This window comes from Pseudomonas sp. B19125, assembly GCF_044218855.1.
In the GTDB taxonomy this organism is placed as follows: Bacteria; Pseudomonadota; Gammaproteobacteria; order Pseudomonadales; family Pseudomonadaceae; genus Aquipseudomonas; species Aquipseudomonas edaphica.
Genome location: NZ_CP162589.1, coordinates 1658075 through 1683452 on the forward strand (window position 1 = coordinate 1658075; position 25378 = coordinate 1683452).

At 60.4% G+C, this 25378-nt stretch carries 19 protein-coding genes and 2 tRNA genes; 10 read left to right on the forward strand and 11 right to left on the reverse strand.

The genetic code is table 11. The annotated features are described in order from the left end of the window. Positions 1–83: 83 nt before the first annotated feature. Together AB4P96_RS07555 and AB4P96_RS07560 are read left to right on the forward strand one after the other, a co-directional pair. Complete coding sequence (locus tag AB4P96_RS07555; RefSeq protein WP_395600643.1) at positions 84–3662, forward strand: transporter substrate-binding domain-containing protein; 3579 nt, start codon at positions 84–86, stop codon at positions 3660–3662. A gap of 335 nt (positions 3663–3997) precedes the next feature. Next, positions 3998–5242, forward strand: a complete 1245-nt coding sequence (locus tag AB4P96_RS07560) for an EAL domain-containing protein (RefSeq protein ID WP_395600644.1) — start codon at positions 3998–4000, stop codon at positions 5240–5242. On the opposite strand, the gene AB4P96_RS07565 is transcribed toward AB4P96_RS07560, so the two are convergent. Beyond that, positions 5211–5873 carry a response regulator gene (locus AB4P96_RS07565; protein WP_395600645.1) on the reverse strand — a complete coding sequence of 221 codons (663 nt, stop codon included), beginning with the start codon at positions 5871–5873 and terminating at the stop codon, positions 5211–5213. The two genes, AB4P96_RS07560 and AB4P96_RS07565, sit on opposite strands and share 32 nt — an antisense overlap. A 207-nt stretch (positions 5874–6080) precedes the next feature. On the opposite strand from AB4P96_RS07565, the gene AB4P96_RS07570 reads away from it, so the two are divergent. Continuing rightward, a complete protein-coding gene (locus tag AB4P96_RS07570) occupies positions 6081–6365 on the forward strand; it encodes a DUF3509 domain-containing protein (RefSeq protein WP_026013896.1) in 285 nt (94 codons plus the stop codon). A gap of 196 nt (positions 6366–6561) precedes the next feature. Here AB4P96_RS07570 and AB4P96_RS07575 read toward each other — a convergent pair whose 3' ends face one another. Then, on the reverse strand, positions 6562–7434 hold the full coding sequence (locus tag AB4P96_RS07575) for a TIGR02285 family protein (RefSeq protein WP_236460765.1): 873 nt from the start codon (positions 7432–7434) through the stop codon (positions 6562–6564). Then, a complete protein-coding gene (locus tag AB4P96_RS07580; protein WP_395600646.1) occupies positions 7434–8633 on the reverse strand; it encodes a CaiB/BaiF CoA transferase family protein in 1200 nt (399 codons plus the stop codon). Before AB4P96_RS07580 ends, AB4P96_RS07575 begins: the two co-directional genes overlap by 1 nt. A gap of 148 nt (positions 8634–8781) precedes the next feature. Between AB4P96_RS07580 and AB4P96_RS07585 the strand changes: the two genes are divergently transcribed. Together AB4P96_RS07585 and recJ are read left to right on the forward strand one after the other, a co-directional pair. Further along, entirely contained in the window at positions 8782–9324 is a 543-nt protein-coding gene (locus AB4P96_RS07585; RefSeq protein ID WP_099549357.1) for a YaeQ family protein, read from the forward strand. Positions 9325–9450: 126 nt separating this feature from the next. Beyond that, the gene (recJ, locus tag AB4P96_RS07590; RefSeq protein ID WP_395600647.1) at positions 9451–11160 is read left to right on the forward strand and encodes a single-stranded-DNA-specific exonuclease RecJ; all 1710 of its coding nucleotides are present in this window, start codon (positions 9451–9453) and stop codon (positions 11158–11160) included. A gap of 164 nt (positions 11161–11324) precedes the next feature. Here recJ and AB4P96_RS07595 read toward each other — a convergent pair whose 3' ends face one another. The 4 genes from AB4P96_RS07595 to AB4P96_RS07610 form a co-directional block, all read right to left on the reverse strand. Continuing rightward, a complete protein-coding gene (locus AB4P96_RS07595; protein ID WP_138452077.1) occupies positions 11325–12611 on the reverse strand; it encodes a virulence factor family protein in 1287 nt (428 codons plus the stop codon). Further along, a complete protein-coding gene (mprF, locus tag AB4P96_RS07600; RefSeq protein WP_017139740.1) occupies positions 12611–15253 on the reverse strand; it encodes a bifunctional lysylphosphatidylglycerol flippase/synthetase MprF in 2643 nt (880 codons plus the stop codon). Before mprF ends, AB4P96_RS07595 begins: the two co-directional genes overlap by 1 nt. A 280-nt stretch (positions 15254–15533) precedes the next feature. Further along, positions 15534–15610 (reverse strand) — tRNA-Met (locus tag AB4P96_RS07605). A gap of 207 nt (positions 15611–15817) precedes the next feature. Next, positions 15818–15894: transfer RNA gene (locus AB4P96_RS07610), tRNA-Met, on the reverse strand. A 280-nt stretch (positions 15895–16174) separates the two neighbouring features. On the opposite strand from AB4P96_RS07610, the gene dinB reads away from it, so the two are divergent. Then, positions 16175–17233, forward strand: coding sequence for a DNA polymerase IV (dinB, locus tag AB4P96_RS07615; RefSeq protein ID WP_099549358.1), 1059 nt, complete (start codon positions 16175–16177; stop codon positions 17231–17233). Between the two features lie 132 nt (positions 17234–17365). On the opposite strand, the gene AB4P96_RS07620 is transcribed toward dinB, so the two are convergent. The 4 genes from AB4P96_RS07620 to AB4P96_RS07635 all read right to left on the reverse strand — a co-directional run bounded on the left by AB4P96_RS07620 (position 17366) and on the right by AB4P96_RS07635 (position 22266). Then, complete coding sequence (locus AB4P96_RS07620) at positions 17366–18319, reverse strand: hypothetical protein (RefSeq protein ID WP_017139742.1); 954 nt, start codon at positions 18317–18319, stop codon at positions 17366–17368. 20 nt (positions 18320–18339) lie between these two features. Further along, entirely contained in the window at positions 18340–20055 is a 1716-nt protein-coding gene (locus AB4P96_RS07625) for a proline--tRNA ligase (protein WP_017139743.1), read from the reverse strand. Between the two features lie 272 nt (positions 20056–20327). Further along, positions 20328–21860, reverse strand: a complete 1533-nt coding sequence (locus AB4P96_RS07630; RefSeq protein WP_017139744.1) for an AmpG family muropeptide MFS transporter — start codon at positions 21858–21860, stop codon at positions 20328–20330. Between the two features lie 43 nt (positions 21861–21903). Continuing rightward, positions 21904–22266, reverse strand: coding sequence for an MGMT family protein (locus tag AB4P96_RS07635; RefSeq protein ID WP_026013897.1), 363 nt, complete (start codon positions 22264–22266; stop codon positions 21904–21906). A 148-nt stretch (positions 22267–22414) separates the two neighbouring features. Between AB4P96_RS07635 and AB4P96_RS07640 the strand changes: the two genes are divergently transcribed. From AB4P96_RS07640 to groES, 4 genes are all read left to right on the forward strand, one after another. Beyond that, positions 22415–23422, forward strand: coding sequence for a DUF481 domain-containing protein (locus AB4P96_RS07640; protein ID WP_017139746.1), 1008 nt, complete (start codon positions 22415–22417; stop codon positions 23420–23422). A 125-nt stretch (positions 23423–23547) separates the two neighbouring features. Beyond that, positions 23548–24279, forward strand: a complete 732-nt coding sequence (locus AB4P96_RS07645; RefSeq protein ID WP_017139747.1) for a HugZ family protein — start codon at positions 23548–23550, stop codon at positions 24277–24279. A gap of 66 nt (positions 24280–24345) precedes the next feature. Further along, complete coding sequence (locus tag AB4P96_RS07650; protein ID WP_016975517.1) at positions 24346–24822, forward strand: FxsA family protein; 477 nt, start codon at positions 24346–24348, stop codon at positions 24820–24822. A 247-nt stretch (positions 24823–25069) separates the two neighbouring features. Further along, positions 25070–25366 (forward strand): co-chaperone GroES, encoded by a 297-nt coding sequence (gene groES, locus AB4P96_RS07655; RefSeq protein WP_017139748.1) that lies wholly within the window; start codon positions 25070–25072, stop codon positions 25364–25366. Positions 25367–25378: the final 12 nt, after the last annotated feature.

Sequence of the window (25378 nt, forward strand, 5' to 3'; positions counted from 1 at the left end):
CCCGTCTTCGTGACGGGCTTTTTCATTCTGGCGGGCCATACTTGCGCAGGCGCTTAACCCGAACACTCAAGGAAACCCAATCGGTGCATGCAGTAATCCAATGGACGGTGCGTTTGGCGTGTGTGCTCTTGCTTGGCCAAGTGCCAGTGGGCCTGGCCGCCGTCAGCCTGCCTTTCAAACTGGTGCCGGCGTTTATCCCGCTGGAGCCGTTGCCGCTGGCGCCGGCGCAGCAGCAGTGGCTGGCAGCCCATCGGACCTTGAAGGTGGGGATTTCCATTGATGACTATCAGCCGATTGATATCACCCGCGACCGCAATCGCTACCAGGGCATCAGTGCCGATTACCTGAGCCTGGTCGGTGCGCGCCTGGGTGTGTCGATGCAGGTGCTCGGTTTTGCCGAACGCGCCCAGGCGGTCGAGGCGTTGCGCAACGGTGCCATTGACATTCTCACCAGCGCCAATGGCTATGAGCGTGATGTACCCGGTTTGCAGTTTACCCGCGACTACATGCCCGACCGGTCGGTAGTAGTACTGTGTCGCGACGATAGCCAGGGCGACGATCTGACGGGCAAGAAGCTGGTGTTGCTCGATGGCTATGCCAACGTCAAGAACGTGCATGCCGCCTACCCCGGCAGCCACATCATGCTTGCGCCCAACCTCTACAGTGGGCTGGAGGCGCTCAATCAGGGCGACGCCGATGCGTTTATCGGCAACGAAGTCATCGTGCGCGCCTACAAGTCGCTGCGGCCTTACCTGAGGTTGCAGATCAAAGAAGAAAGTCGCTTGCCCCCGATCGGCTTCGCGTTTGCCACTCGCCAGGCCGACCCGTTGCTCGGTGCCATGATGGACAGCGCGCTGGCGAGCATCGATGAGTCGGTGCAGCGCGAAATTCTCGCGCGCTGGACCACCGGACTGGGTGTCGGTTTTGGTGTTGAGCGCATTGCGCTGTCGGCCTCGGAGCGGGCGTGGGTGTTGCAGCACCCGCATGTGGTGGTGGCGGCCCAGCAAATGTCGCCTTACGTGTTCAGGGACAAGGACGACCGCTGGGTGGGCTTGAACGTTGACCTGCTCAACCGGATTTCGCGCATGACCGGTTTACAGTTTGTCTTCGAGGAGGCGCATTCCACTGCGCAAACCCTGAGCTGGCTGGAAACGGGCAGGGCGGACATGAACACCACCTTGGCCGAGAATCAGGAGCGCCAGGCGCTGCTCAACTTCAGCCACAGTTTCGGTGGCTCTGGCTGGGTGTTTGTCGAGCCTGCTGATGCGGCGCCGCTGACCGGCCTGGATCAGTTGGCCGGCAAGGTGCTGGTGCTGCCGGCACGGCATGTACTTGAGCCCTACATTCGCCAGGCGTACCCGCAGATCAACCTGCGCTTGGTCACTGATTACACCCAGGCCCGTGACTGGGTAAGACGCGGCGAAGCGGCTGCCACGCTGCAAACAGAAGTGGAAGTGCAGAGTTACCCACAGGATGGCCTGCGCATTGGCCGCAGCGTCGATGGCAAGTGGTCGGCCAACAGCCTGTCGGTGCGCAAGGACCAGCCTGAACTGTTGAGCATTCTGAACAAGGCGCTGGAAGCCTTGTCGGTCGCCGAGCTGAGCGCCTTGCGCCTGCGCTGGATCGGCGCGGTGGCGATTCCGGTGCCGGCCTGGCAGCGTGTCCCTGCCTGGGCTTACTGGACGGTGGCCATGGCGATCCTGTTTGTGCTGGTGTCGCTGGTGTGGAACAGCCGGCTCAAGCGCCAGATCCACCAGCGGCTGGAGGCTGAACGTCGGCTCAATGACCAATTGGCCTTCAAGCGCGCCTTGCTCGACGGCATGCCCAACCCGCTATTCGTGCGCGACCTGGCCGGGCGCCTGGTGACCTGCAACAAAAGTTATGAACAGCAATTGGCAACTCGCCTTGAAAAGATCCAGGGCCTGACCTTGATGGAAAGCGCGGTGATGCCCGAACTCACCGCCGCGCGCCTGCATGCAGGCCATATGGTGCAACTGGCCACGCAACAACCACTGTTTGTCGACCGGGAGCTGGAACTCAACGGCGGCAGCGTTCACGTGTACCAATGGACTGTGCCGTTCTTTGACGCCGAGAACCGTTTGCAGGGGTTGCTGGGTGGCTGGATCGACATCAACGAGCGCAAAGTCCTGGAGCATCAATTAATGGACGCGCGTCAGGCCGCCGACGAAGCGAACTACGCCAAAAGTGCGTTTCTCTCAACCCTGAGCCACGAGATTCGTACACCGATGAACGCCATCATCGGCTTGCTCGAACTGGAGCAGGAACGCTGCCTGGCAGCCGGCCAGCCTGTGTCCGACGCCTTGCAGGTAGCCCATCGCTCGGCACGTGAGCTGATTGCGTTGATGGGCGACAGCCTGGACCTTGCCAAGATTGAGTCGGGCCATATGCAACTGGCACCGCAATCGACTGAGCTGAAGGGCTTTTTCGAAGGTATCCAGCGCTTGTTCGAGGCCACGGCGCAAAAAAAAGGCCTGCACCTGACCCTGGCGTTTGACCCGGCAGCCCAGGGTTATTACTGGTTCGACCCGCTGCGCTTGCGCCAAGTGATGCACAACCTTTTGGGCAATGCGCTCAAGTTTACTCAGCACGGCGGGGTGCGTATCAGTGTCGATTGCCGGCACGATGAGGCCGGCGCCGAATACCTGCACCTGTGCGTGGAAGACAGCGGTCCGGGGATTGGGGCCGATCAGCAAGCGAGGATGTTCAAGCCGTTTGTGCAGATGAGCGCTTCGACCGCGGCCGAGCATGGCGGCACCGGCCTGGGTTTGAGTATCTGCCAGCAGTTGGTGGAGTTGATGGGCGGTAGCATTCACCTCAACAGTGTCGTGGGCGCAGGTACGGTGGTGTGCATCGACCTGCACCTGGCGCGGATCAGCACTGACGACGTACCGGCCCCCGTCGGTGCTTCATTGCCGCCTGCCGGTCGCAGCCTGTCGGTGCTGGTGGTCGATGATCTGGCGGCCAACCGTCTGGTACTGGTGCAGCAGTTGGAGTTCCTCGGCCATCAAGTGGTTGCCGTCGATTCAGCGCAGGGCGCGTTGCAGGCATGGTCGCAGCAACGCTTTGACGTGCTGGTCACCGATTGCCAGATGCCGGGCATGTCCGGCTATGAGCTGAGCCAGGCGATCCGATGGATTGAAGCCACTGAGCAGTTACCGCGTTGCGCAGTGATCGGTTGCACCGCGAATGCCATGCAGGATGAACAACAGCGTGGCAACGAAGTCGGCATGGATGAGCTGTTGGTCAAGCCGATCACGTTGCAGCGCTGGGCTCAGGTGCTGGCAGAACGGGCGGCGCCACGCTCTTTTGATATCCAGACCCTGCGCACCATGACCCAGGCTGAAGGGCCGGTGCTGCACAGCATGCTGCAAGAGTTGGCCAGGAGCCTGGACCGTGAGCATGAAGTGATGGAGATGGCCTTGGTCGAGCAAGACATGGCGCGCTTGAATGCTGCGTTGCATCGGCTCAAGGGCATTTGCTCTCTGGTCGATGCGCTGCCGCTGGCCAAGGCGTGCATGGCCCTGGAGAGCTGCGCACGTGAGGCGCGCGGCAGCGAACTTGAGGCGCCGTGGTCAAGGTTGTCCCAGGCGTTGATGGTGTTCCGTCGCGACCTGCAACCTTACCTGGACGCTCGTATTTAGGGTCATGGCTTTCAGCTGTTTGGCTAATCCCCTTCATTCGAGGACGAACCCTTTCACTGTGGCGAGCAGGCTTGCCCTGCGTTGGGCTGCGCAGCAGCCCCAGCCCGCTACGACTGACGCACCGGATAGCCTGAATGGGGGCGGCTTCACCACCCAACGCAGGGCAAGCCTGCTCGCCACAGGTTGCCTTTTGCCGGTTCCATTTCTCAATTGCCTTACTTGACTGCGTCAGCCCAAAGACCTTGAACGGCATAACGTTTAGGACACGTCCTATGGGGCGCCCTGCAGCTTTTGGTTACTGTGCCGGTCTTTGCCCGCTGCCGACAGAGTTGCCCATGCGTTCCCTCAAAGTGCTGATCCTTGAAGACAACCCGTTTCAACTGATGGCGCTGCACCAGATGCTCAATGCCAACGGCGTGTTCAACGTACTCACCGCCGAAACGGTCGACGCCGCGCGCCAGTCACTGGACAGTGCCGGCCCGGTGGACATTGCTATTTGCGATCTGTACCTGGAGCAGGGCGATGGCCTGGAGTTGATCCGCGAACTGGCCGAGCGCAGCCTGGCCCAGGTGCTGATCCTGCTCAGCAATGCCGAACCGGACGTGCTCGAAGGCGTGGCCAATATGGCGCGGCAACAGGGGCTGAATGTGCTGGCGTGCTTGCCCAAGCCCGCGTCGGCCAAGCTGGTCGGGCAAGTGTTGATGGACTGCCAGGCGCGCTTGCGTGCGGGGCCGCCGGTGACCTCATGGGCGCGGGTGCGTCATCTGCTCGACCTGAGCGAGCGCGAGCCGTTGCCACCCTCGGCGGACACAAGCCAGGCCAGCATCGCGCGCTGTGGCCGGGTTTGGTATCAGCCTATCGTCAGCCAGGCCGGCGTGCTGCAACGGGTCGAGGCCCTGGCCCGTTGGCAATCTAATGAAAATGAGCTGCTGTTGCCTGACGACTTTTTGCCGGTGCTGGAGTTTGCCGGCATGGAAGAGGCCTTCACTTGGCACGTACTGGAGCAGGCACTGGGCCTGGCTGGCCAGGTCATGGGCCAGACCGGGCAACTGCTGCCTGTAGCGGTGAATATTCCCGGGCGCATGCTGGAGCGACCGCACTTTCCCCAAGTACTGCAAGGCCTGCTGCAACTGCACGGCGTGCCGGCCCATGGGCTGACCCTGGAGTTGGTGGAGACCTCACGGTTAAAAACCGACAGTGCCCACCTCACCGGGCTGCTGCGCTTGCGGATGATGGGGTGCAAGTTGTCCATTGGTGATTTCGGCGTCGGTGGCACCAGCCTGCAGAGCCTGCTGGCGTTGCCCTTCACTGAGCTGAAGATCCCTCCGGTGTTTGCTAGTGGCATGGCCGAGGATGATCGCAAGGCTGCCGTGGTGGCGGGTGCCATGAGCATGGCTGCGCACTTGGGCATTGGCGTGGTGGTGACCGGGGTGGAAAGCGCCGCCGATTACCATGCCGTCGGAGAATTGGGCGCGGCCTGGTTGCAAGGCTGTTTTATCGCGCGGCCAATGGAGGTCGAGGCGCTCAAGCAATGGATCGCGTTTCAGGCTATGCCAGTCCGTGTTCCTGCACATAGATAAACAGCGCGGCATCGTTGCCCAGGCCCAGCTTGCGCATGGCGCTGACCTTGTGCGCGCTGACCGTCTGCTTGCTGCGATGCAGTTGCGCGGCGATCTCGCCCACCGCCAACCCGGCAGCCAACAGGCGGATCACCTCCAGTTCCCGAGGTGACAGCTGTTGCTGCGACTGCAGGTGGTCGGTGCCGACTTCGCCGGCAAGGCTCAGTGCCTGGCGAATGGCGTGGGCCACATAAGGACGCCCTTGCCGCACGTGGTGAATTGCTTGCGGCAGCTCATCGGCCAAGCTGGCCTTGCTCAGCAAGCCCATGACCCCCAGTTTCAGAATGGAATGAAACAAGCCGGCGTTATTGAGCATGGTCACCACCACAATCGGCAGCTCGGGATGGTACCGACGCAACTGTTCTATCAGGCGCAGCCCGTCGGCCTGAGGCTCGGCGGGCATCATGAAATCGGTCACCAGCACATCACAGGCACAGGTGTTCAGCTGTTCAATCAGGGCTTGGGGCGAATTGGCCTCGGCGACGATGCGTACCCGTTCGTCACGCTCCAACACGGCGCGCAAACCAATCAGAAAAATCGGGTGGTCGTCGGCGAGGACGATGCGCAGTGGCGCTTCAGACGCGGCTTTCACGGCAGGCTCCCAGGATAATCCAGGGATTCTAGCCTGTTGGAGGTTGTTTTCTCTCTGTCATCTTTGCCGTGCATGCTCGGTTGACTCGGGCAGACGACGATACAAAAGGTCGAACTTTCTGCTGCGGGCACGGGTCACTTGAATGTCAGCACCTTGGTGACATTTTTGTTTTTCGAACTTTATTCGAATGATTGAGTGGTGATCGAGATGGAAAGTATCAGCCTATTGCTCGAAGAAGCACTGAGCCCTTATCAGGTTACGTTGACCACCTCGGGTGTGCAGGGCGAGTGCCTGGTGACCGTGAAGAACCCGGCTGGCGCTATTGTCGTCGAGCGGGAAGTCGATCGCGCGCAATTGACCGATAAGCGCGTGCTGGTGGATGTGGTCGATTGCCTGCTGCGCGACCTTAAAATCGCCGAAGGGCGCCTGGAACCCTCGGTTATTGCCGCCTTGCGCAACGCCGCACAGACTCGCGGCAGCGTGATCGCATGAAGAATTGTTTAATTGGCGAAACTTCCTACGCCATGCCCGGTCAGATTTTTTAACGGCAAGAGCAAACATTGTGCTCCGGTGTTTGTGGCTTGTTGTACTGGTCTTTGTAGGCCACGTTTAACCCCGAAGTGTCTCCCCACTCTTCGGGGTTTCTTTTTGCCTGGGATTTGCCTCGCTGAGGGTCAGGTCTCGGTGCTCAGGGCTCGGGAGAGTCGAGGAAGAAACTCGGGTTGTGCGACAAATACTGTTCACGCATCACTGGGTCCAGCCACGAGGCGTAGGACTGTTGCACCTGCTCCAGTGGAATCTCGCCCAATGCCTGATCGATTCGCTGCATGGCCTGGCGACCTTGCGGCGTGTTGGAGCAAGCGATATGCGTGCGTTGGTAAGGCGCTGAGCCCTTGATGGGAAAGAACAGCAGGTCGTGGGCCGCAATTCCCTGTTGCTGGGCGTGATAGCGGATTTCCGGCGGGTAACCCAGCACCGCCTCCAGCCGCCCCAGGCGCTGCATCTGCAACAGGCTGCCAAGGGCGTCATTGCCGTAATGCAGGGCCAGGGTGTGCGGGTCGGCGTGCTTTAGCTGTTCATCGACGGCGGGGCCGTAACTGCGTTCGGCCGTGGCGCCAATGCGCGCCGTATGGGATTTGAGAAAGGCTTGCAGGTCAAACTGACCCTCGACGATATAGGGCGCCATGGCCGCCTGGTGGCTGCGCTGGATCGTCACCCCATTGCTGACCGTCACGAATGCCTGGGCGGAAAACACCACGTACTGGGCGCGCTCCGGCGTCCACAGCAGCGATGGGTCACAGGTCAGGGATTGAGCACGCAACATTTGAATGCCGCGCGCGCGGTTGACGTGCATCACTTGATGACGATACTCCGGCAGGTGCTCCATGAGCATCGGCAACAGTTGGTCGAGTGCGCCCTGGTTTTTTTGCGGGCCTTCGAAGATGGTCATTGGCGGCAGGTCGCGCAGCAGCCAGGTCAGTGTGTCCTCGGCCTGAGCCGAGAGCGACCAGCCGCCGAGCAGCGTGCTTACAAGGAGCAGGCGGACGTACGGGCGAACCATCAGATCGCGCCATCCTCACGCAAACGGGTGATGGCGGCGGCGTCGTAACCCAGCTCATTGAGCACCGTGCTGTTGTGCTCCCCTAACTGCGGCCCAACCCATTCGCAACTGCCCGGCGTCTCGGAGAGCTTGGGCACGATGCCTGGCATCTTGAAGTCCTTGCCACCTGGCAACTGCGCCTTGAGGAACATTTCCCGGGCCAGAAACTGCGGGTCGCCGAGCATGTCTTCGGCGCTGTAGATACGGCTGGCGGGTACTTCGGCCTTGTTCAGTTGCTCGACCACTTGCTCCAGCGGCATCGAGTTGACCCACCGATCAATCACCCCGTAAAGCTCGTCACGGCGGCTGTCGCGCCCGTCATTGCTGGCCAGGGCCGGGTCATTGGCCAAATCGTCGCGGCCGATGGCGCTCATGAAGCGCTTGAAGATGGCATCGCCATTGGCGCCGATCTGCACATGCTTGCCGTCAGCACTGGTATGAATCGAGGACGGCGTGATGCCGGGCATGATGTTGCCGGTGCGCTCGCGGATAAACCCGAACACGTCGAACTCCGGGATCATGCTTTCCATCATCGCGAAGATGGCTTCGTACAGCGCCACATCCACCACTTGGCCGAGCCCGCCGTTGACCTCACGGTGACGCAACGCCATCAGCGCGCCGATCACCGCCCACAGAGCCGCGATGGAGTCGCCGATGGAAATCCCGGTGCGCACCGGCGGGCGATCTTCAAAGCCTGTGATGTAGCGCAGACCGCCCATGGACTCGCCCACCGCGCCAAAGCCCGGCTGGTCTTTCATCGGGCCGGTCTGGCCGAAACCGGAGAGGCGCACCATCACCAGCTTGGGGTTCAGCGCGTGCAGGGTTTCCCAGCTCAAACCGAGTTTTTCCAGCACGCCGGGGCGGAAGTTTTCGATCAGGATGTCGGCGTCCGCCAGCAGCTGTTTAAGAATCGCCAGGCCATCCGGGTGCTTGAGGTTCAGGGTCAGCGACTTTTTATTGCGCGCCTGCACAAACCACCACAGCGACGTGCCTTCGTACAGCTTGCGCCACTTGCGCAGCGGGTCGCCGCCATCGGGGGATTCGACCTTGATCACCTCGGCACCGAATTCGGCGCAGATACGTGAGGCAAACGGTCCGGCGATCAGGGTGCCCAGTTCGATGACTTTCAGGCCGGCGAGCGGTTTGGCATTAAACGACATGAGGATCCTTAGCAAGCAGGGGCGGTGGTGTCATGCCTTTTAACATAGGCGAGCGGCCCAGGGATAAGCATGATGCAGCGCAGTATTCGTTCAATGGCTGCCCCATCGGTTAGACTGGCGACCTTTCCCTGTCTTTAGAAGCCCGTTCATGGCCCAGCCGTCCACGACCTACAAATTTGAACTGAACCTCACCGACCTCGATCGTTCGGTGTACGAGAGCGTCAAGCAGACCATCGCCCGCCACCCTTCGGAAACCGAAGAACGTATGACCGTGCGGCTGCTGGCCTACGCCCTTTGGTACAACGAGCAGTTGGCGTTCGGGCGTGGCCTGTCAGATGTAGACGAGCCAGCCCTGTGGGAAAAAAGCCTGGATGATCGGGTTCTGCACTGGATTGAAGTCGGCCAGCCCGACGCCGACCGCTTGACCTGGTGCTCACGCCGTACCGAGCGCACCAGCCTGCTGGCCTATGGCAGCCTGCGCGTATGGGAAGGCAAAGTGGTGCCGGTGGCCAAGAACCTCAAGAACGTCCACATCGCCGCCGTGCCGCAGGAAGTCCTCGAGACCCTGGCCAAGGACATGCCGCGCGTGATCAAGTGGGACGTGATGATCAGCGAAGGCACTATTTTCGTGACTGACGACCGTGGCCAGCATGAAGTGCAGCTGGAGTGGCTGGTCGGCGAACGCGGCTAAAAAGTAAAACTGTGAAAAGCTGGCTTCTGTGGGAGCTGGCTACACAAACAGGTTCCAGCGTTGATCTGTGTTGATTGCTCAATTGTCGTTTAACCGTTGTATCTGAAGAGAAGCTTCCGTTACCCCATGCGTATCGATCCTCGCCCGTTGCCCGCTGTCCTGCCGTTTCTCGGTGAATTGCCACCGCTGTTGACCCGTCTCTACGCCGCACGCGGGGTGCAGTCGGAGGCTGAGCTGGACAAGAGCCTGGCGCGGTTGATTCCCTACCAGCAACTCAAGGGCATCGACGCGGCGGTATACCTGCTGGTGACGGCTCTGGAGCAGCGCCAGCGTATCCTCATCGTCGGTGACTTCGACGCCGATGGCGCCACGGCCAGTACCGTGGGCACGCTGGGCCTGCGTTTGCTCGGCGCGGCGCATGTCGATTACCTGGTGCCCAACCGCTTCGAATACGGCTACGGGCTTACCCCGGAAATCGTCGCTGTGGCGCTGCAGCGCGAGCCGCAGCTGCTGATCACCGTGGATAACGGCATCTCCAGCGTTGAAGGCGTGGCGGCGGCGAAGGCCGCCGGGTTGCAAGTATTGGTCACTGACCACCACTTGCCGGGTGATGAATTGCCGGCGGCGGATGCCATTGTCAACCCGAACCAGCCTGGCTGCGAGTTCCCCAGCAAGGCGTTGGCCGGCGTGGGTGTGATCTTTTACGTGCTGATGGCCCTGCGCGCGCGGTTGCGCAGCCTGGGCTGGTACGACAACAAACCCCAGCCAAATATTGGCGAACTGCTTGATCTGGTCGCCTTGGGCAGCGTCGCTGACGTGGTGCCGCTGGATGCCAACAACCGCATTCTGGTGCATCAGGGCCTGGAGCGTATTCGTGCCGGGCGTGCGCGGCCGGGGATCAAGGCGATTCTCGAAGTGGCCAAGCGCGATGCGGCGCGTATCACCTCCACCGACCTCGGTTTTATCCTCGGGCCACGCCTCAATGCAGCCGGGCGCCTGGATGATATGAGCCTGGGCATCGAATGCCTGCTCACCAGCGACGTGGCGGCGGCGCGGGAAATGGCCGCGCAGTTGGACGGCATGAACCAGGACCGCAAATCCATCGAACAAGGCATGCAGCGCGAGGCCCTGGCCCAGCTCAAGGACTTGCCGGTGGAGTCGATGCCTTACGGCTTGTGCCTGTTCGACCCTGAATGGCACCAAGGTGTGATCGGTATTCTGGCGTCACGCATGAAAGAGCGGTATTTCCGTCCGACCATCGCCTTCGCCGACGCTGGTGATGGCCTGCTCAAGGGCTCAGGGCGTTCTGTGCAGGGTTTTCACATCCGTGATGCCCTGGCGGTGGTCGCCAGCCAGCATCCCAACCTGATCGCCAAATACGGCGGCCACGCCATGGCCGCCGGCCTGACCTTGCCCGAGGAAAACTTCCCGCTGTTTGCCGAAGCCTTTGATGCCGAAGTGCGCCGGCAGCTGTGTGAAGAAGACCTCACCGGTCGCCTGCTGACTGACGGCACGTTGGCGGTGGAAGAGTTTCACCTCGAGTTGGCGCGCGCACTGCGCCATGCCGGGCCATGGGGCCAGCACTTTCCCGAGCCGTTGTTTCACGGTGTGTTTCAGTTGGTTGAACAGCGTGTGGTTGGCGAGCGGCACCTTAAAGTGGTGCTCAAGAGCGAATGCGGGTCAGTGAAGCTCGACGGCATTGCGTTTGGTGTGGACCGTGAGGTGTGGCCGAACCCGACGGTGCGTTGGGTGGAATTGGCCTACAAGCTGGATGTGAACGAGTTTCGTGGCAATGAGACTGTGCAGTTGATGATTGCGCATATCGAACCGCGCTGAGTCTGGGCCACACCACAAAACAACTGTGGGAGCGGGCTTGTTGTGGGAGCTGGCTTGCCTGCGATGCGGACGCCTCGGTCTATCAGACAGACCGAGGTGATGCTATCGCAGGCAAGCCAGCTCCCACAGAGGTGCCCACGTTCAGCTTTGTGGGCAGCCTTGGATTACTCAGCTTTGTCTTTAGCCTGGTGCTTCACAATGATATCCACCAAGCGCTGAGCCAGCGCCGGGTAGTTCTCATCAAAGTGATGCCCGCCCGGCAGCTTCACAGCCTCGCCTACGGCAGTGGTGTCGGTGCAACCACTCTCGTTGACTTCTTCAGCTCCGTAGATGCACACCACTTTATCGGCTGGCAGCTTGGCCATTTCCGGGCCAGTGGCGGCCTCTTTGCCGGCATTGCCCAGCCAGCCTTCCACTTCGATTTCAAAGCTGCCAGTGCGTGCGAATGCGAGCAGGATAATGGCGTCGACACGCTGCTGTTCGCTTTCCGGCATGCGGTTGTAGATCGCTGGCAGTACGTCGGCGCCGAACGAATAGCCGGTCAGTACGAAGCGCTTGGTGCCCCACTTCTGGCGGTAGTGCTGCATCAGCTCGGTGAGGTCTTTGGCGCTTTGTTCCGGGGTCTTGTGCTGCCAGTAGTAGCGCAGGGTGTCGATGCCGACCACCGGGTAGCCGATCTTGGCCATTTCACCGGCCACATCGCGGTCCAGGTCACGCCAGCCGCCATCACCGGAGAGGAACAAGGTAACGGTGTCCTTGGCTTGGCCAGCCGGTACTTCGACCACCGGAATCGCCAGGCCGCCGTTGTCCGAACCGACCAATTGCTTGCGCAGTTCGTTGTTCAGTACTTGTGGGTAGTGAATGTCGTAGTCGCTGATGCTGGTCGTCGCGCGCGGTGTATCGCGTACGAAACTGGCGCTTTCATCGTCAGGGTTATCGTTCCACGCCACCAGCCAATTGCCATGGGCAGAGGTCTTCGGCAGTGGGTCCTTGCAACCTTCCTGAACCAGGGCGAAGCCGACGGAGATGGCGTTGGCCTTGTCGTCGTTCTGTGTGGCCAGCCAGCGCCAGGCGAGTGCGGCGCCAGGGCCGATGCCGCTGACCAGCGTCGCCGGGCCTTTAAGCTGGGCCAGGGCGCTTTGCAGGGCTTGTTCCTGCAACTTGCAGTCATCTTTTGGCAGGATCACTTGAACGATTTGCGCCGAGCCGCCCTGGCTCAGGGCAATCAGTTGGCTGTCGCTCAAGGTCTCATCGGCCATTACAGCCACGGCCACGCGGGCCTTGGCCGAGCCGTTAGGCGTCACACGGGTCATCACCGAACCGTCGGCCTGGGGCAGTTGTTCCAGGATCGGTTGCGGGGCAGGGCGGTTCCAGTACCAAAAGCCACCCGCCGCGATCAGCGCGAGCAGCACTACTAAGGCCAATACATACCGCCAGGAGCGTCGAATCATCAGCGTTTCACCAATCCAGTCAAGCCGCCCGCAATCAGGGCGGCGGTATCGGCCAGTGCCACCAGCGGATCAAGTCCTGCGGGCACGGCCATATAACGGGGTTCCCAGTCAGGCTGGAACTTGTCTTTGAAGCGGCGCAAACCTTGGAAGTTATACAGTTGCTCGCCGCGGCGGAACACCATCGAGCCCAGGCGTTGGGTCAGCGGCGCACCACGGCGCGGTTGCAGGCCCGACAACGGCACCATGCCGAGGCTGAAGCGGGCGTAGTCATGGTTCTTATAATGTTGAATCAGGCCAACCATCATGAATTCCATGGTCAGCTTCGGCGCGTCCGGGTGCGCACGCATCAGGTCGAGACTGGCCAGGTCATGGTTGTAGGTCTCGAGCAGGTTGGCGAAGGCTACCGGGCGCCCTTCGAAGCGAATGATCGCGATGCGAAAGTGCTTGAGGTAGTCGTCACTGAAACGTCCGAGGGAGAAGCCCTTTTCCCGCACGTTCTTGCCGGTCAGCCACGCATCGGAAATGACTTTGAGCTCATCCATCGGCGCCTGGCCCGGGTCGCAGATCTCCAGGGACAGGCCGTCCCGGGTGCCACGGTTCCAGGTGTAGCGCAGGTCCTTCATCTCTTTGCCCTTGGCTTCCAGGTCAAAGCGTTTGAGGTCGACGCGGGCTTCTTCGCCCAGCTTGATCGCGGTGAGGCCAATGTCCATGTAGTACGGCAGGTTCTCGGCGCGTACTTGATAGAACACTGGGCGCGCGTGATGGATATCGCACAGGTCGCGGAACTGCCAGATCATCTCCGCGCGGGGCTGAGTCGGGCCGATCGGGTCGTACAGGGCCACCAGGCTGCGCCCGCGACGGGCGTACATCAGGAAGGCTTCATCGTTGGGGTGGAACAGCAACGCCTTGTCGCCGGTCAGCGCCAGGCCGCCGTCGGGTTGCGAGGAGGCCATCAGGATCTTGGTGGCACGCTCCAGCTCATCCGGTGTCGGCAAGTGAATGACCGGGCGCGCAGTGCGCAACAGCCAGGTCAACGACACGATCACCAGCAACACCGCCGCACCCAGCAATGAACGCAGGCCCCGTGGGGCGTTGGCGTCCAGGGTGAACTGCCACCACAGCTGATGGCTGTACGGCACGTCTTGATAGGCAAACAGCAGCAGCCAGATCGAGGCGCCCAGCACACAGACACTGGCCACCAGGTACAGCGGCGAGAACGGCAGCTCAGTCAGGCGGCTGGCGCGGTAAAACGAGCGACGGAAGATCGCCAGCAGCACCGCCGTCATGATCATCAGGCTGGCTTCTTCCCAGTCGAAGCCTTTGAGCAGCGAGAGCAGGGCGCCGGTCAGCAGCAGCACCATGGTCAGCATCCAGGCCGCCGACAAACGTCGACGCAGGCCTTGGGCGAGCAGCAGGCACAACACGCCGATCAGGCTGGCACCGAAGTGCGAGGCATCAATCAGGCGGTGGGGAATCAGGAAGCCGATGTTTTCCAGGCGTGAGTCGATTTCCGGCGTGGCGCCGGAAAACAGCAGGACCACGCCGGACAAAAAAACCAGTACGGCCAGCACCGGCGCCGCCAGGCCCGAAGCAACCCGCAGGCTTTGCTGGGTCTGGAACAGACGCTGGGCTTCGTTGACCAACAGGAAGATACAGGCGATCAGCAGCGGCAGAACCACGTAGATCATCCGGTACAACAGCAGGGCGGCGGCCAATGGCGCGGCGCCGAGTTTATCGGCAAACGCGGCCAGCAGAATTGCCTCGAACACGCCCACGCCACCCGGCACATGGCTGAGTACACCGGCAGCCAGGGCCAGCAAATACACCAGCAGGAACGGGCCGAACGGCGGCGCTTCCGGCAGCAACATATAAAGGACGGTGGCGGCAGCGGCCACATCCAGCGCGGTGATGATCAGTTGCAGGAAGGTCAGGCGGCGGCCCGGCAGGCGCAGCGTGCGACGCCCGGCCTTGACCAGCAGGTTGTCCGGGTAAGGTTGTTCCGGCAGGCGCCGGCGATAAATACCGATGCACAGTGCGACTGACAGCAGCAATACCGCGCCGGCGATGCCACCGAGCAAACCTTGGGACAAATGCAGGTAGGTCGAGGCCGCGGGCAAGTTGCTCAAGGTGGCCAGTGCGGCCAACGGCGGCAGGGCGGTACCCAAGGCCAGGCTGGCAAACACGGTCATGTGCGCCACTTCCGAGGCACCGATGCCATGGCGTGCATATAAACGGTAGCGTACTGAACCGCCCGAAAGCATCGACAACCCAATGGCATTGCCGATGGCAAAGGCGGTGAAGCCACCCATGGCCAGGGTCTTGGCCGGCAGCTTCACGCCGGCATAACGTGCGCCGGAGAATTCGTAGCCCAATAGAATGATGAAACCTGCGACCGCGGCGGCAAATGCGCCGAGCAAGGCAGGCTTGGGCACTTCCAGGATCGAGTCGTGGAGCGCGTAAAGGTCCAGTTCCAGCAGCAAGTGTCGGCAGGCGATCAGGGCGATAGCGAACAGCAACAGGGTGACGGCCAGCCCAATGGGTTGACGGTATTTGCTCAACAGATCCAGCCATCGCAAACGGGTGGGAGTGATCGGTTGTTCCGCTGTGACGGTGTCTTGTGGTTCAGACGAGTTGGCGCGCATCAATCACCTCGTGGATTGTGCGCGACAGGATGGAGGTATCCAGCCAAGTTACCAATCCCTATGGACAAAATAATTACAAATATTAACGCTTATCGTCGGGGGCGGCGACAGCGGCCAATTGGTCGTAGAGGGTCGAGCTTGAGCACTGAGCATAGCTTGCAATGACATGGACTCTGCAAACCGAATACGGTTTCATGAAAGATGCCATACCATTGTTTCAGAAGAACTTTTTCACCGGATACAAAAAAGGCCACTCTTTCGAGTAGCCTTTTTTGATGTTTGGTTGCGGGAGCCGGATTTGAACCGACGACCTTCGGGTTATGAGCCCGACGAGCTACCAGACTGCTCCATCCCGCGTCTGTGGGCGGCATTCTACAGCCCAACGGCGAGGTGTCAACCGTTAATAGTCTGATGGGTCAAATAAGTGGAAATTAGTCACTCCACAGCCACCTTGTGCGGTAAGTGCAGGGTGGGCAACGTTTTTTCTGTCTTACAATTTTCATACAGGGCTAAAACAGGCACGCACAAAAAAGGCCACTCTTTCGAGTAGCCTTTTTTGATGTTTGGTTGCGGGAGCCGGATTTGAACCGACGACCTTCGGGTTATGAGCCCGACGAGCTACCAGACTGCTCCATCCCGCGTCTGTGTGTCGGCATTCTACAGAGGAACGCAGGTGTGTCAACCTGTGAATTGAAGAAAAGCGCTTGTGGTTCAAGCGGTTAGCTCTCCAAAGTGGGCTTCAAACGGCCTCGGGGCCAGTCTGGCCAAGGGTTTTGGCTCTATTGGTGGGTAGATTTCGATTGAGAAAATAAATTCATCTGGGAAATTTCCTACCGCTCAAACGGCAGATTCAAACTACTGGTGCTATATACAGGAGTGAGTGCGATACTGGCCGCCCGTTGGATTACACCCTCTGTTTATATGACGCAGCGCAAAATCATCCACGTCGACTGTGATTGCTTCTACGCCGCCATCGAGATGCGCGACGACCCGAGCCTGGCGCAAAAGCCACTGGCGGTCGGCGGCTCGGCAGACAGGCGAGGGGTGATTGCAACCTGTAACTATGAGGCGCGGGCCTATGGCGTGCGCTCGGCCATGTCATCGCGCCACGCCTTGAAGCTGTGCCCGGACCTGACCATCGTCAAGCCGCGCATGGATGCTTATAAAGAAGCGTCGAAGGAAATCCAGACGATCTTTCGCGACTACACCGACCTGATCGAGCCGTTGTCGCTGGACGAAGCTTACCTGGATGTCTCCGACAGCCCGCATTTTGGCGGCAGTGCCACGCGCATCGCCCAGGACATCCGCCGGCGCGTCTCCAACCAGTTGCACATCACCGTGTCGGCCGGCGTGGCGCCGAACAAGTTTCTGGCCAAGATCGCCAGCGACTGGAAAAAACCCAACGGCCTGTTTGTGATCACCCCGGATCAGGTTGAAGACTTTGTGTCGCAGTTGCCAGTGAAAAAGCTGCACGGTGTCGGCAAGGTCACCGCCGACAAGCTGGCGCGCCTGGGCATCGAAGACTGCCTGCAACTGCGCGAGTGGAACAAGCTGGCGCTGGTGCGTGAATTCGGCAGTTTTGGCGAGCGGCTCTGGGGCCTGGCTCGTGGGATTGATGACCGTGTGGTGCAGAACGACAGCCGCCGACAATCGATCAGTGTGGAAAATACCTACGACGTGGACCTGCCGGATCTCTCAAGTTGCCTGGCGAAACTGCCTGAGCTGATGGAAACCCTGGCAGGGCGCATGGCGCGTATAGACAGTAGCTACCGCGCGGGCAAGCCGTTCGTTAAGGTGAAGTTTCATGACTTTACCCAGACGACGCTGGAGCAGGCCGGGGCAGGGCGGGATCTGGAGAGTTATCAACAGCTGTTGACCCAGGCGTTTAACCGGGGCGGGAAGCCGGTGCGGTTGTTGGGGATTGGGGTGCGGTTGCTGGACCTGAGCAGCGGTAACGAGCAGCTTCAATTTCCCTGGTAGAAACCGGATCAAAAAAATGTGGGAGCTGGCTTGCCTGCGATAGCGCAGTGTCAGTCACTGATGTTGTGACTAATACACCGCTATCGCAGGCAAGCCAGCTCCCACATTTTGATTTTTATCCAGCCTGAAGTCTCAGCGTGCCCCAGGATCTGCGACGAGTCTTCCCGCATCCTTGGTCAGCGCCTGCAGAAACTCCTGCTGCAACTCCGGATCATTGCGCGTCAATTCGATCAGGCTTTGTTCCAGCTCGCTGGCTTCTTCCTCCAGGCCCAGCTCCGACAGGCGCTTGACCCGGTGCACCCATTGGTTCACTTCGTCATCTTCCAAGTCGTCGTAGATCAGGCCATGGGCTTCGAGCAACTTGCCGCGCAGGGTGTTGCTGATCGCCAGGGTCGAGTCGGAATGCACATCGTCCTGGCCATCTTCCACGCTGATCTTCAAGGTGCTGACGCGGTTCAGGTCCTGCTCGGCAAATGGGCTGTCCAAAAGGTTCAGGCGCAGTACGCCATCGCGGTCGGTGGTCAGCTCATGGGTCTGCTTGCCGGCGGTAACTTGCACCGGGCGCTCGCTCCAGGGCAGGCTCGAATACTCCGTGCGCTTGTCGCGCTGCACTTCATCGATACCCGCCAGGTTCTGTTGCGCACGGCCGTGGGATTGCACGTTCATGAACGGGTTGATGCCGTCCACGCCGTAGCTCAGCCAGTCACGCGTCATGCTGGTGGGCAGGTTGCCGAGGGCGAAGATATTCACCACGTTGGCGCCCGCGCCCGCTACCAGTGCAACGGCACCCAAAGGCATCTCATAGAGTTTGCGCCAGGGCTGGTAGGGGGTGTAGCGATCGTAACGGCGGGTGACTTCGAACTCGGTGACCTCAAAGGTCTTCTGCTCGTGAATGCGAACCCGGCGTTGCGGTAGTTCCAGCACTTTGGGTTCGCCTACATCGATTTGCAGGCTGTGATCGAGCAACTTTCGCTCGACCCGCTCCTCGTGCTCGCTGCGTTGCGACATTTGATTGGCGCAGCCGCTGACCAGCAGGGCGCCGCACAAGGCGGCGCCCCCCAGGGCTCTGGTGTTTCGCTTGAACATGACTTCTCTTGATCTGGTTTTCAGCGACGAATACGCGCCTGAAGGAAAGACAGCACGTCAGCCACCGGCAACGGTTGGGCTTCGGCTTCGGTCCGGCTCTTGTATTCCAGATTGCCATCCGCCAGGCCGCGGTCACTGACCACGATACGGTGCGGGATGCCAATCAGTTCCATGTCGGCGAACTTGATGCCCGGGCTGGTTTTCTTGTCCCGGTCATCGAGCAGCACTTCAAAACCGGCAGCCGTCAGTTCGGCATACAGTTTGTCGGTGGCTTCGCGTACTTGCTCGTTGTCGTAGCGCAGCGGTACCAGGGCGATCTGGAACGGTGCCAGGGCGTCGCTCCAGATGATGCCTTTCTCGTCGTTGTTCTGCTCGATGGCAGCGGCAACCACGCGTGATACGCCAATGCCGTAGCAGCCCATGTCCAGGGTGATCGGCTTGCCGTTCTCGCCCAGCACTTCGCACTTCATCGCCTTGCTGTACTTGTTGCCCAGCTGGAAGATGTGCCCGACTTCGATGCCGCGCTTGATTTCCAGGGTGCCCTTGCCATCCGGGCTTGGGTCACCGGCCACCACGTTACGCAGGTCGGCCACGGTCGGAACCGGCAAGTCACGCTCCCAGTTCACGCCGAAGTAGTGCTTGTCATCAATGTTGGCGCCGATACCGAAGTCGCTCATCAGCTCGACCGAACGGTCGATGATGATCGGCAACGGCAGGTTCAGCGGGCCCAGCGAACCAGCACCGGCGCCAATGGCGTCGCGCAGTTCGGCATCGGTGGCCATGACCAGCGGGCTGGCCACGCCAGGTTGCTGGGCAGCCTTGATTTCGTTGAGTTCGTGGTCGCCACGGATCACCAGGGCGATCAGCTTGCCTTCTTCTTCGGCGCGCACGATCAGGGTCTTGATGGTCTTTTCAATCGGCAGATTGAATTTTTCCACCAGGGCCGCGATGGTCTTGGTCTCTGGCGTGTCCACCAGGCGCAGTTCTTCAGCCGGTGCGGCGCGGGACGTTTCCCGTGGCACGGCTTCGGCTTTCTCGATGTTCGCCGCGTAGTCGGAACCGTTGCTGAACACGATATCGTCTTCGCCGGACTCGGCCAGCACGTGGAACTCGTGGGAGCCGGCGCCGCCGATGGAGCCGTTGTCCGCTTCAACCGGACGGAACTTCAGACCCAGGCGCGTGAACACGTTGCAGTAGGCGGTGTGCATGCGGTCGTAGGTGGCCTGCAGGGACGCCTGGTCGGCGTGGAACGAGTAGGCATCCTTCATGATGAATTCGCGGCCGCGCATCAAACCGAAGCGTGGGCGAATTTCGTCACGGAACTTGGTCTGAATCTGATACAGGTTCAACGGCAGCTGCTTGTAGCTGCTCAACTCGTTGCGCATCAGGTCAGTGATCACTTCTTCATGGGTCGGGCCGGCGCAGAAATCGCGGCCATGACGGTCCTTGAAGCGCAGCAACTCAGGACCGTACTCTTCCCAGCGCCCGGATTCCTGCCACAGCTCAGCCGGTTGGGTGCTCGGCATCAACACTTCCAGAGAGCCGGCGGCGTTCATTTCTTCGCGAACGATGGCTTCGACCTTGCGCATCACCTTCAAGCCCATGGGCAGCCAGGTGTACAGGCCGGAGGCCAGTTTGCGGATCATGCCGGCGCGCAGCATCAGCTGATGGCTGATCACAACCGCGTCGGAAGGCGTTTCTTTCTGTGTGGCGAGCAAATATTGACTGGTACGCATGGTAGGCCGTTGTCGGTTGCTTGGACTTGAAATGACTTGGGATTGTACGGGCGGTTGTCGCTGGAGTACAGGCGTGAGGTCGTGGCGGTGTTTCTGGTGGAGTAGAGCGTGTGTGGGAGCTGGCTTGCTATGGAGAGGGCGCTTGCTGTGGCGAGGGAGCTTGCTCCCGTTTGACTGCGCAGCAGTCACCGGCTTTTTGGGGGCGCTTCGCACCCCAGCGCAAGCAAGCTTGCTCGCCACAACAAGCCAGCTCCCACATTGGCTGAGGTGGGTCAGTCTTCTGCGGGAGGATTCAACCGCGCCCGTCGGCTTTCCTGAAACCAGTGCAGCGCAATCAGGAACAGCGTCGGCACACCCAGCAGGCAAGTGATGATGAAGAAGTTGTGATAACCGAACTTCTCTACCATCACGCCCGAGTAGCCACCAATCAGGCGCGGCAGCAACAGCATGATCGAGCTGAGCAGCGCGTATTGGGTGGCGGAGAACTTGAGGTTGGTCAGGCTCGACAGGTAGGCGACAAACGCCGAGGTGGCCAGCCCCGAACTGAAGTTATCCAGGGAGATGGTGAAGATCAGCATCTGCAGGTCCGGGCCCATGTCGGCAAGCATCACGAACAGCAGGTTGGTGGCCGCCGAGGCAATGCCGCCGATAAACAGGATCGGCAAGATGCCGAAGCGCACAATCAACAGGCCGCCCATACCGGCGCCGAGCAGGGTCATGATCAGGCCGAAGATCTTGCTGACCCCGGCGATCTGGTCCTTGGTAAAGCCCTGGTCGATGTAGAACACGTTGGCCATCACGCCCATTACCGTGTCGGACATGCGATAGGTCGCAATCAGCCCGAGCAGCAGCAGCGCCTGCCAGCGATACCGCAGGATAAAGTCGTTAACCGGCGTGAGGACGGGTGCCAGGCCTCGTCGACCCATGGCCGAGAGGCACAGGGTGGTGAGGATGATGTACAGGATGGCGCGCAGGAACGCGCGATCTTCCATCAGCAGCTCCCACAGGCTCACGCCGTGGAACAGCACGCTGGCGAAATCGGTGTTGTACAACTGGGTGAACATCGCCGGGACCGACACCAACAGCACGATCAGCACAAAGACCGAGACAAGCTGATGCGCAAAGCTGTAGCGCCCGGCCTGCAATTGGGTGCGCAGTGGCACATCGGGTTCACGCATGAAGAAGGTGGTCAGCAGTGCCGGGATCATCAGCACGCCGAACAGCACGTAAGTACCGGTCCAGGCCGAGTGTTTATAGTTGAAGCCGGTGGAACCGAAACCTTCGGCAAAGAACAGCGCGCCGGCGGTGGCCAGCAGTGCGGCGATGCGATAGCCGGACATGTAGCTGGCAGCCAGCGCGGCCTGGCGGCTGTCGTCGGCTATTTCCAGGCGATAGGCGTCTACCGCAATGTCTTGGGTGGCGGAGGCAAAGGCTACGATAACGGCAATGGCGATCAGCCAGGACAAGTGCTTTTGCGGGTCGCAGAAACCCATGCCGATCAACCCGAGGATCACCAGCGTCTGGGCAAGTACCAGCCAGGAGCGACGTCGTCCCAGTTTGCCGAGCAGCGGCAGGCGCCATTGGTCGAGCAGCGGCGACCAGACCCATTTAAACGCATAGGCTAGGCCGATCAGGCTCGCATAGCCGATGGTCTCGCGGGCCACACCGGCCTCGCGCAACCACACAGATAGCGTCGAAAACACCAACATGTAAGGCAAGCCGGCGGCGAAGCCGAGCAACAACAGGACTAACGTCGAAGGGCTGGCATAGGCGGCGAGCGCGGCGCGCCAGGTTTTACGGGGCATGGGCTGGAGTCTGCCTCAGATTTGCGGAAACAAAGCGCGCACTCTAACCGCTGTGCTCTACCGGGCGCCAGCCATGACGCTGAATATCAACGCGATTGTTCAGGATACTGACGCCTTCACTGCGCAAACGCGCACGTTGTTCGTCGCCTGAAGCGCTGCCCACCGGCAGACTTATCCGACCACCGGCACCCAATACCCGATGCCAGGGCAGACGGGTGTCCTCCGGCAGTTGGCTGAGCGTGCGCCCGACCCAGCGGGCAGCGCGGCCCAGGCCGGCCAGGTGCGCCAACTCGCCGTAACTCACCACGCAACCTTCGGGCACTTGCGCCAGGGTCAGGTACAGGGCCGTTCGGCGCATGTCTGCGGGGCTTTGGGGGGCGTCTTCGGGTGTGTGGGGTGTGGGCATCGCCGCGTCTTTATAAAGAGGTGTTTTTGTAAGAAACGTCTGTAATCATGCCGTTGAGAATTGAACTCAATATAAATCCTTGAGTCAGTCCAAGCTATCTAACACGATAACGCCCCTTTTTCGCCATTTTCGAGCCTCGAATTCGCTTATGTTGTCCAGAACCCTGCTCTGCCTTGCTGTTCTCAGCGCCTCCACGCCCCTGCTCGCCGACACCATCTGGTTGAAGAACGGTGACCGCCTGACCGGCAAGATCAAAGTCTTCGACGGTGGCAAATTGCTGATTCAGACCAACTACGCAGGGGCCATCCCGGTGGATTGGAAGCAGGTCAAGACCCTGGAAAGCGACCAGGAACTGCTGGTCAAGCAGGACGCTTACACCGGTGAAAAGGCCAAATCCCTGAAAGCGGCGGAGGATGGCAAGGTCACCCTGACCAATGGCGAAGCGCCGAAAACCGTGGACTTGGCCAGCATCCAGCAGATCATCAAGCCAAAGCCTGTGATCGAAGACCTGGTGTGGAAGGGCAATGTCGACCTGGCGCTGGACTACAAACGCGCCGACAAGGACACCAACGACTACGACATCGACTTCAAGACCACCGCGCGTCACGGCCAGTGGCGGCATACCGCCCAGGGCGAATACAACCGCGAGTTCCAGGATGACGTGACCACCACCGACAACTGGTCGCTCGAATATGACCTGGACCGCTTCATCACCGAGCATTGGTACTGGCAGGGCCGCCTGACCTACAAGCGTGACAAGGTTGAAGACCTGTCCCGCCAGCGCACCGTGGGTACTGGCCCTGGCTACCAGTTCTGGGACGATGAGCTGGGCGCGTTCTCCCTCGGCTCGCTGGTCAACCGCACCGATTACCAGTATTCGGACGATCGCAAGAGCAACTTCTATTCCCTGGCCATGAAGTGGAGCTACAACCGCTACCTGGTGGGCAAGACTGTGGAATTCTTCACTAACGGCGAAGTGGGCAAGCCGCTGGCCGGGCCGTCCGATTACTCCCTGGATGCGGAAATGGGCCTGCGCTACAAAGTCACTGAATGGGCCTCGCTCAACCTCAAGGCCGAGCGCGACATCATTAATGGCGAATCGCAAAGCAGCTTGGACAAGACCCGTTACACCGCAGGCTTCGGCGTCGCCTGGTAAAGCAGCCCGGTAAAACCAGCAACGGACACTCTGGCAACCCGCGCCGATATTGATTACCTTGTGTTGAGATTCATTCCCATAGACGCCATAGGCTGTGGGCGGCTGAACACCCGAGGAGTCATACCGTGAGCACGCAGGTTGCCAAGAACGCCCGAGAGCTGTTGCTCAAGGAATACCGTGGAGCGCTCTCCACATTGTCCAAAGCCATGCCGGGTTTTCCCTTCGGCTCAGTGGTGCCGTACTGCCTCGACGCGCAGGGCCAGCCGATCATCCTGATCAGCCGCATCGCCCAGCACACCCACAACCTGCAGAAAGACCCCAAGTGCTCGCTGCTGGTGGGTGAGCGCGAGGCGGATGACGTGCAAGCGGTAGGGCGCCTGACCTACCTGGCCGAAGCCGAAAAGCTTGAGGATGAGGCTGCGATTGAAGCCGCCGCCGAGCGCTATTACCGCTACTTCCCGGATTCGGCCAACTACCACAAGGCCCACGATTTCGACTTCTGGGTGCTCAAACCGGTGCGTCACCGTTACATCGGCGGCTTTGGCGCGATTCACTGGGTCGACCAGCTCACCCTGGCCAACCCGTTTGCGGGCAAAGCCGAGCGCAGCATGATCGAGCACATGAACAGCGATCACACCAAGGCCATCGCCCACTATGTGGAGCTGACCGGCCTGCCGACCACCGAACCTGCGCAATTGGCCGGTATCGACGGCGAGGGCATGCACCTGCGCATCGGCCAGTCCTTGTATTGGCTGCCGTTTGCCGAGCCTTGCAACACGCCGACACAAGTGCGCGAAGCCCTGGTTTCATTGGCTCACGCTGAGGTCTGGCCGAAAAAAGAAGCCGTCAGCGCTTGAATTCACGAAACGGCGACGTCATTTAAGGTGGACTGGCAAGGCATTCTTGCGTTGAGGAACCATTTGATGCGCCCTTTTTTATTGCTCTTTCTGCTGTTCCCGGTGTTGGAGCTGTTCGTATTTGTTCAAGTCAGCAGTGCCATCGGGTTTTTCCCGGCACTGTTGCTGATTATTCTCGGCTCGATGCTCGGCGTCCTGGTGCTGCGCGTCGCCGGCCTGGCCACGGCGCTGCGTGCGCGTGAAAGCCTGAACCGCGGCGAACTGCCTGCTCAGACCATGCTTGAAGGCCTGATGATGGCCTTGGCCGGTGGCCTGTTGATCCTGCCAGGCTTTATCAGCGACGTGGTCGGCCTGGTCATGCTGCTGCCGTTCACCCGCAAGCTGCTGGCCGGCAAGATGCGCCAGCGAGCTGAAGAAGCGGCGATCCGCCAGCGCGCCTTCGCCGATGACCTGCAACCCCGTGGCGGCCCGGCGCCACGCCAGCCGTTGGGGCGTGAAGGGGATGTGATCGAAGGCGAGTTCGAACACCGCGACAGCAAATAACCGCATGACCTGCACGGCGCCTTTGGGTGCCGTGTTGCTTTTGCCGCCCGGCATTCGTAAAAAATTTCCGTCGCGGCCTCTTGTAATAAGCTTATACGCCCTTATGTAACGGTCACCGCAAGGTTTCTGGTGGCGACACCAGACAGACTTCCGCGTCTTGCTTGGCGAGGCGCGACCGGCACCGCCGGAATACAACTTGCCGGTATCGATACCGGCCGATGAAAAACACAATTAGGAGAGATCGACAATGAGCAAGCTTCGTCCTCTGCACGACCGCGTCGTAATCCGTCGCAGCGAAGAAGAAAAGAAAACCGCTGGCGGTATCGTTCTGCCAGGTTCGGCTGCTGAAAAAGCCAACCACGGTGTGATTCTCGCTGCAGGCCCGGGCAAGACGCTGGAAAACGGTCAAGTACGTGAGCTGGCCGTAAAAGTGGGTGACAAGGTTGTTTTCGGCCCTTACTCCGGCAGCAACACTGTGAAAGTCGACGGCGAAGACCTGCTGGTCATGGCTGAGAACGAGATTCTCGCCGTTCTGGAAGACTGATTCCCCGCTCAT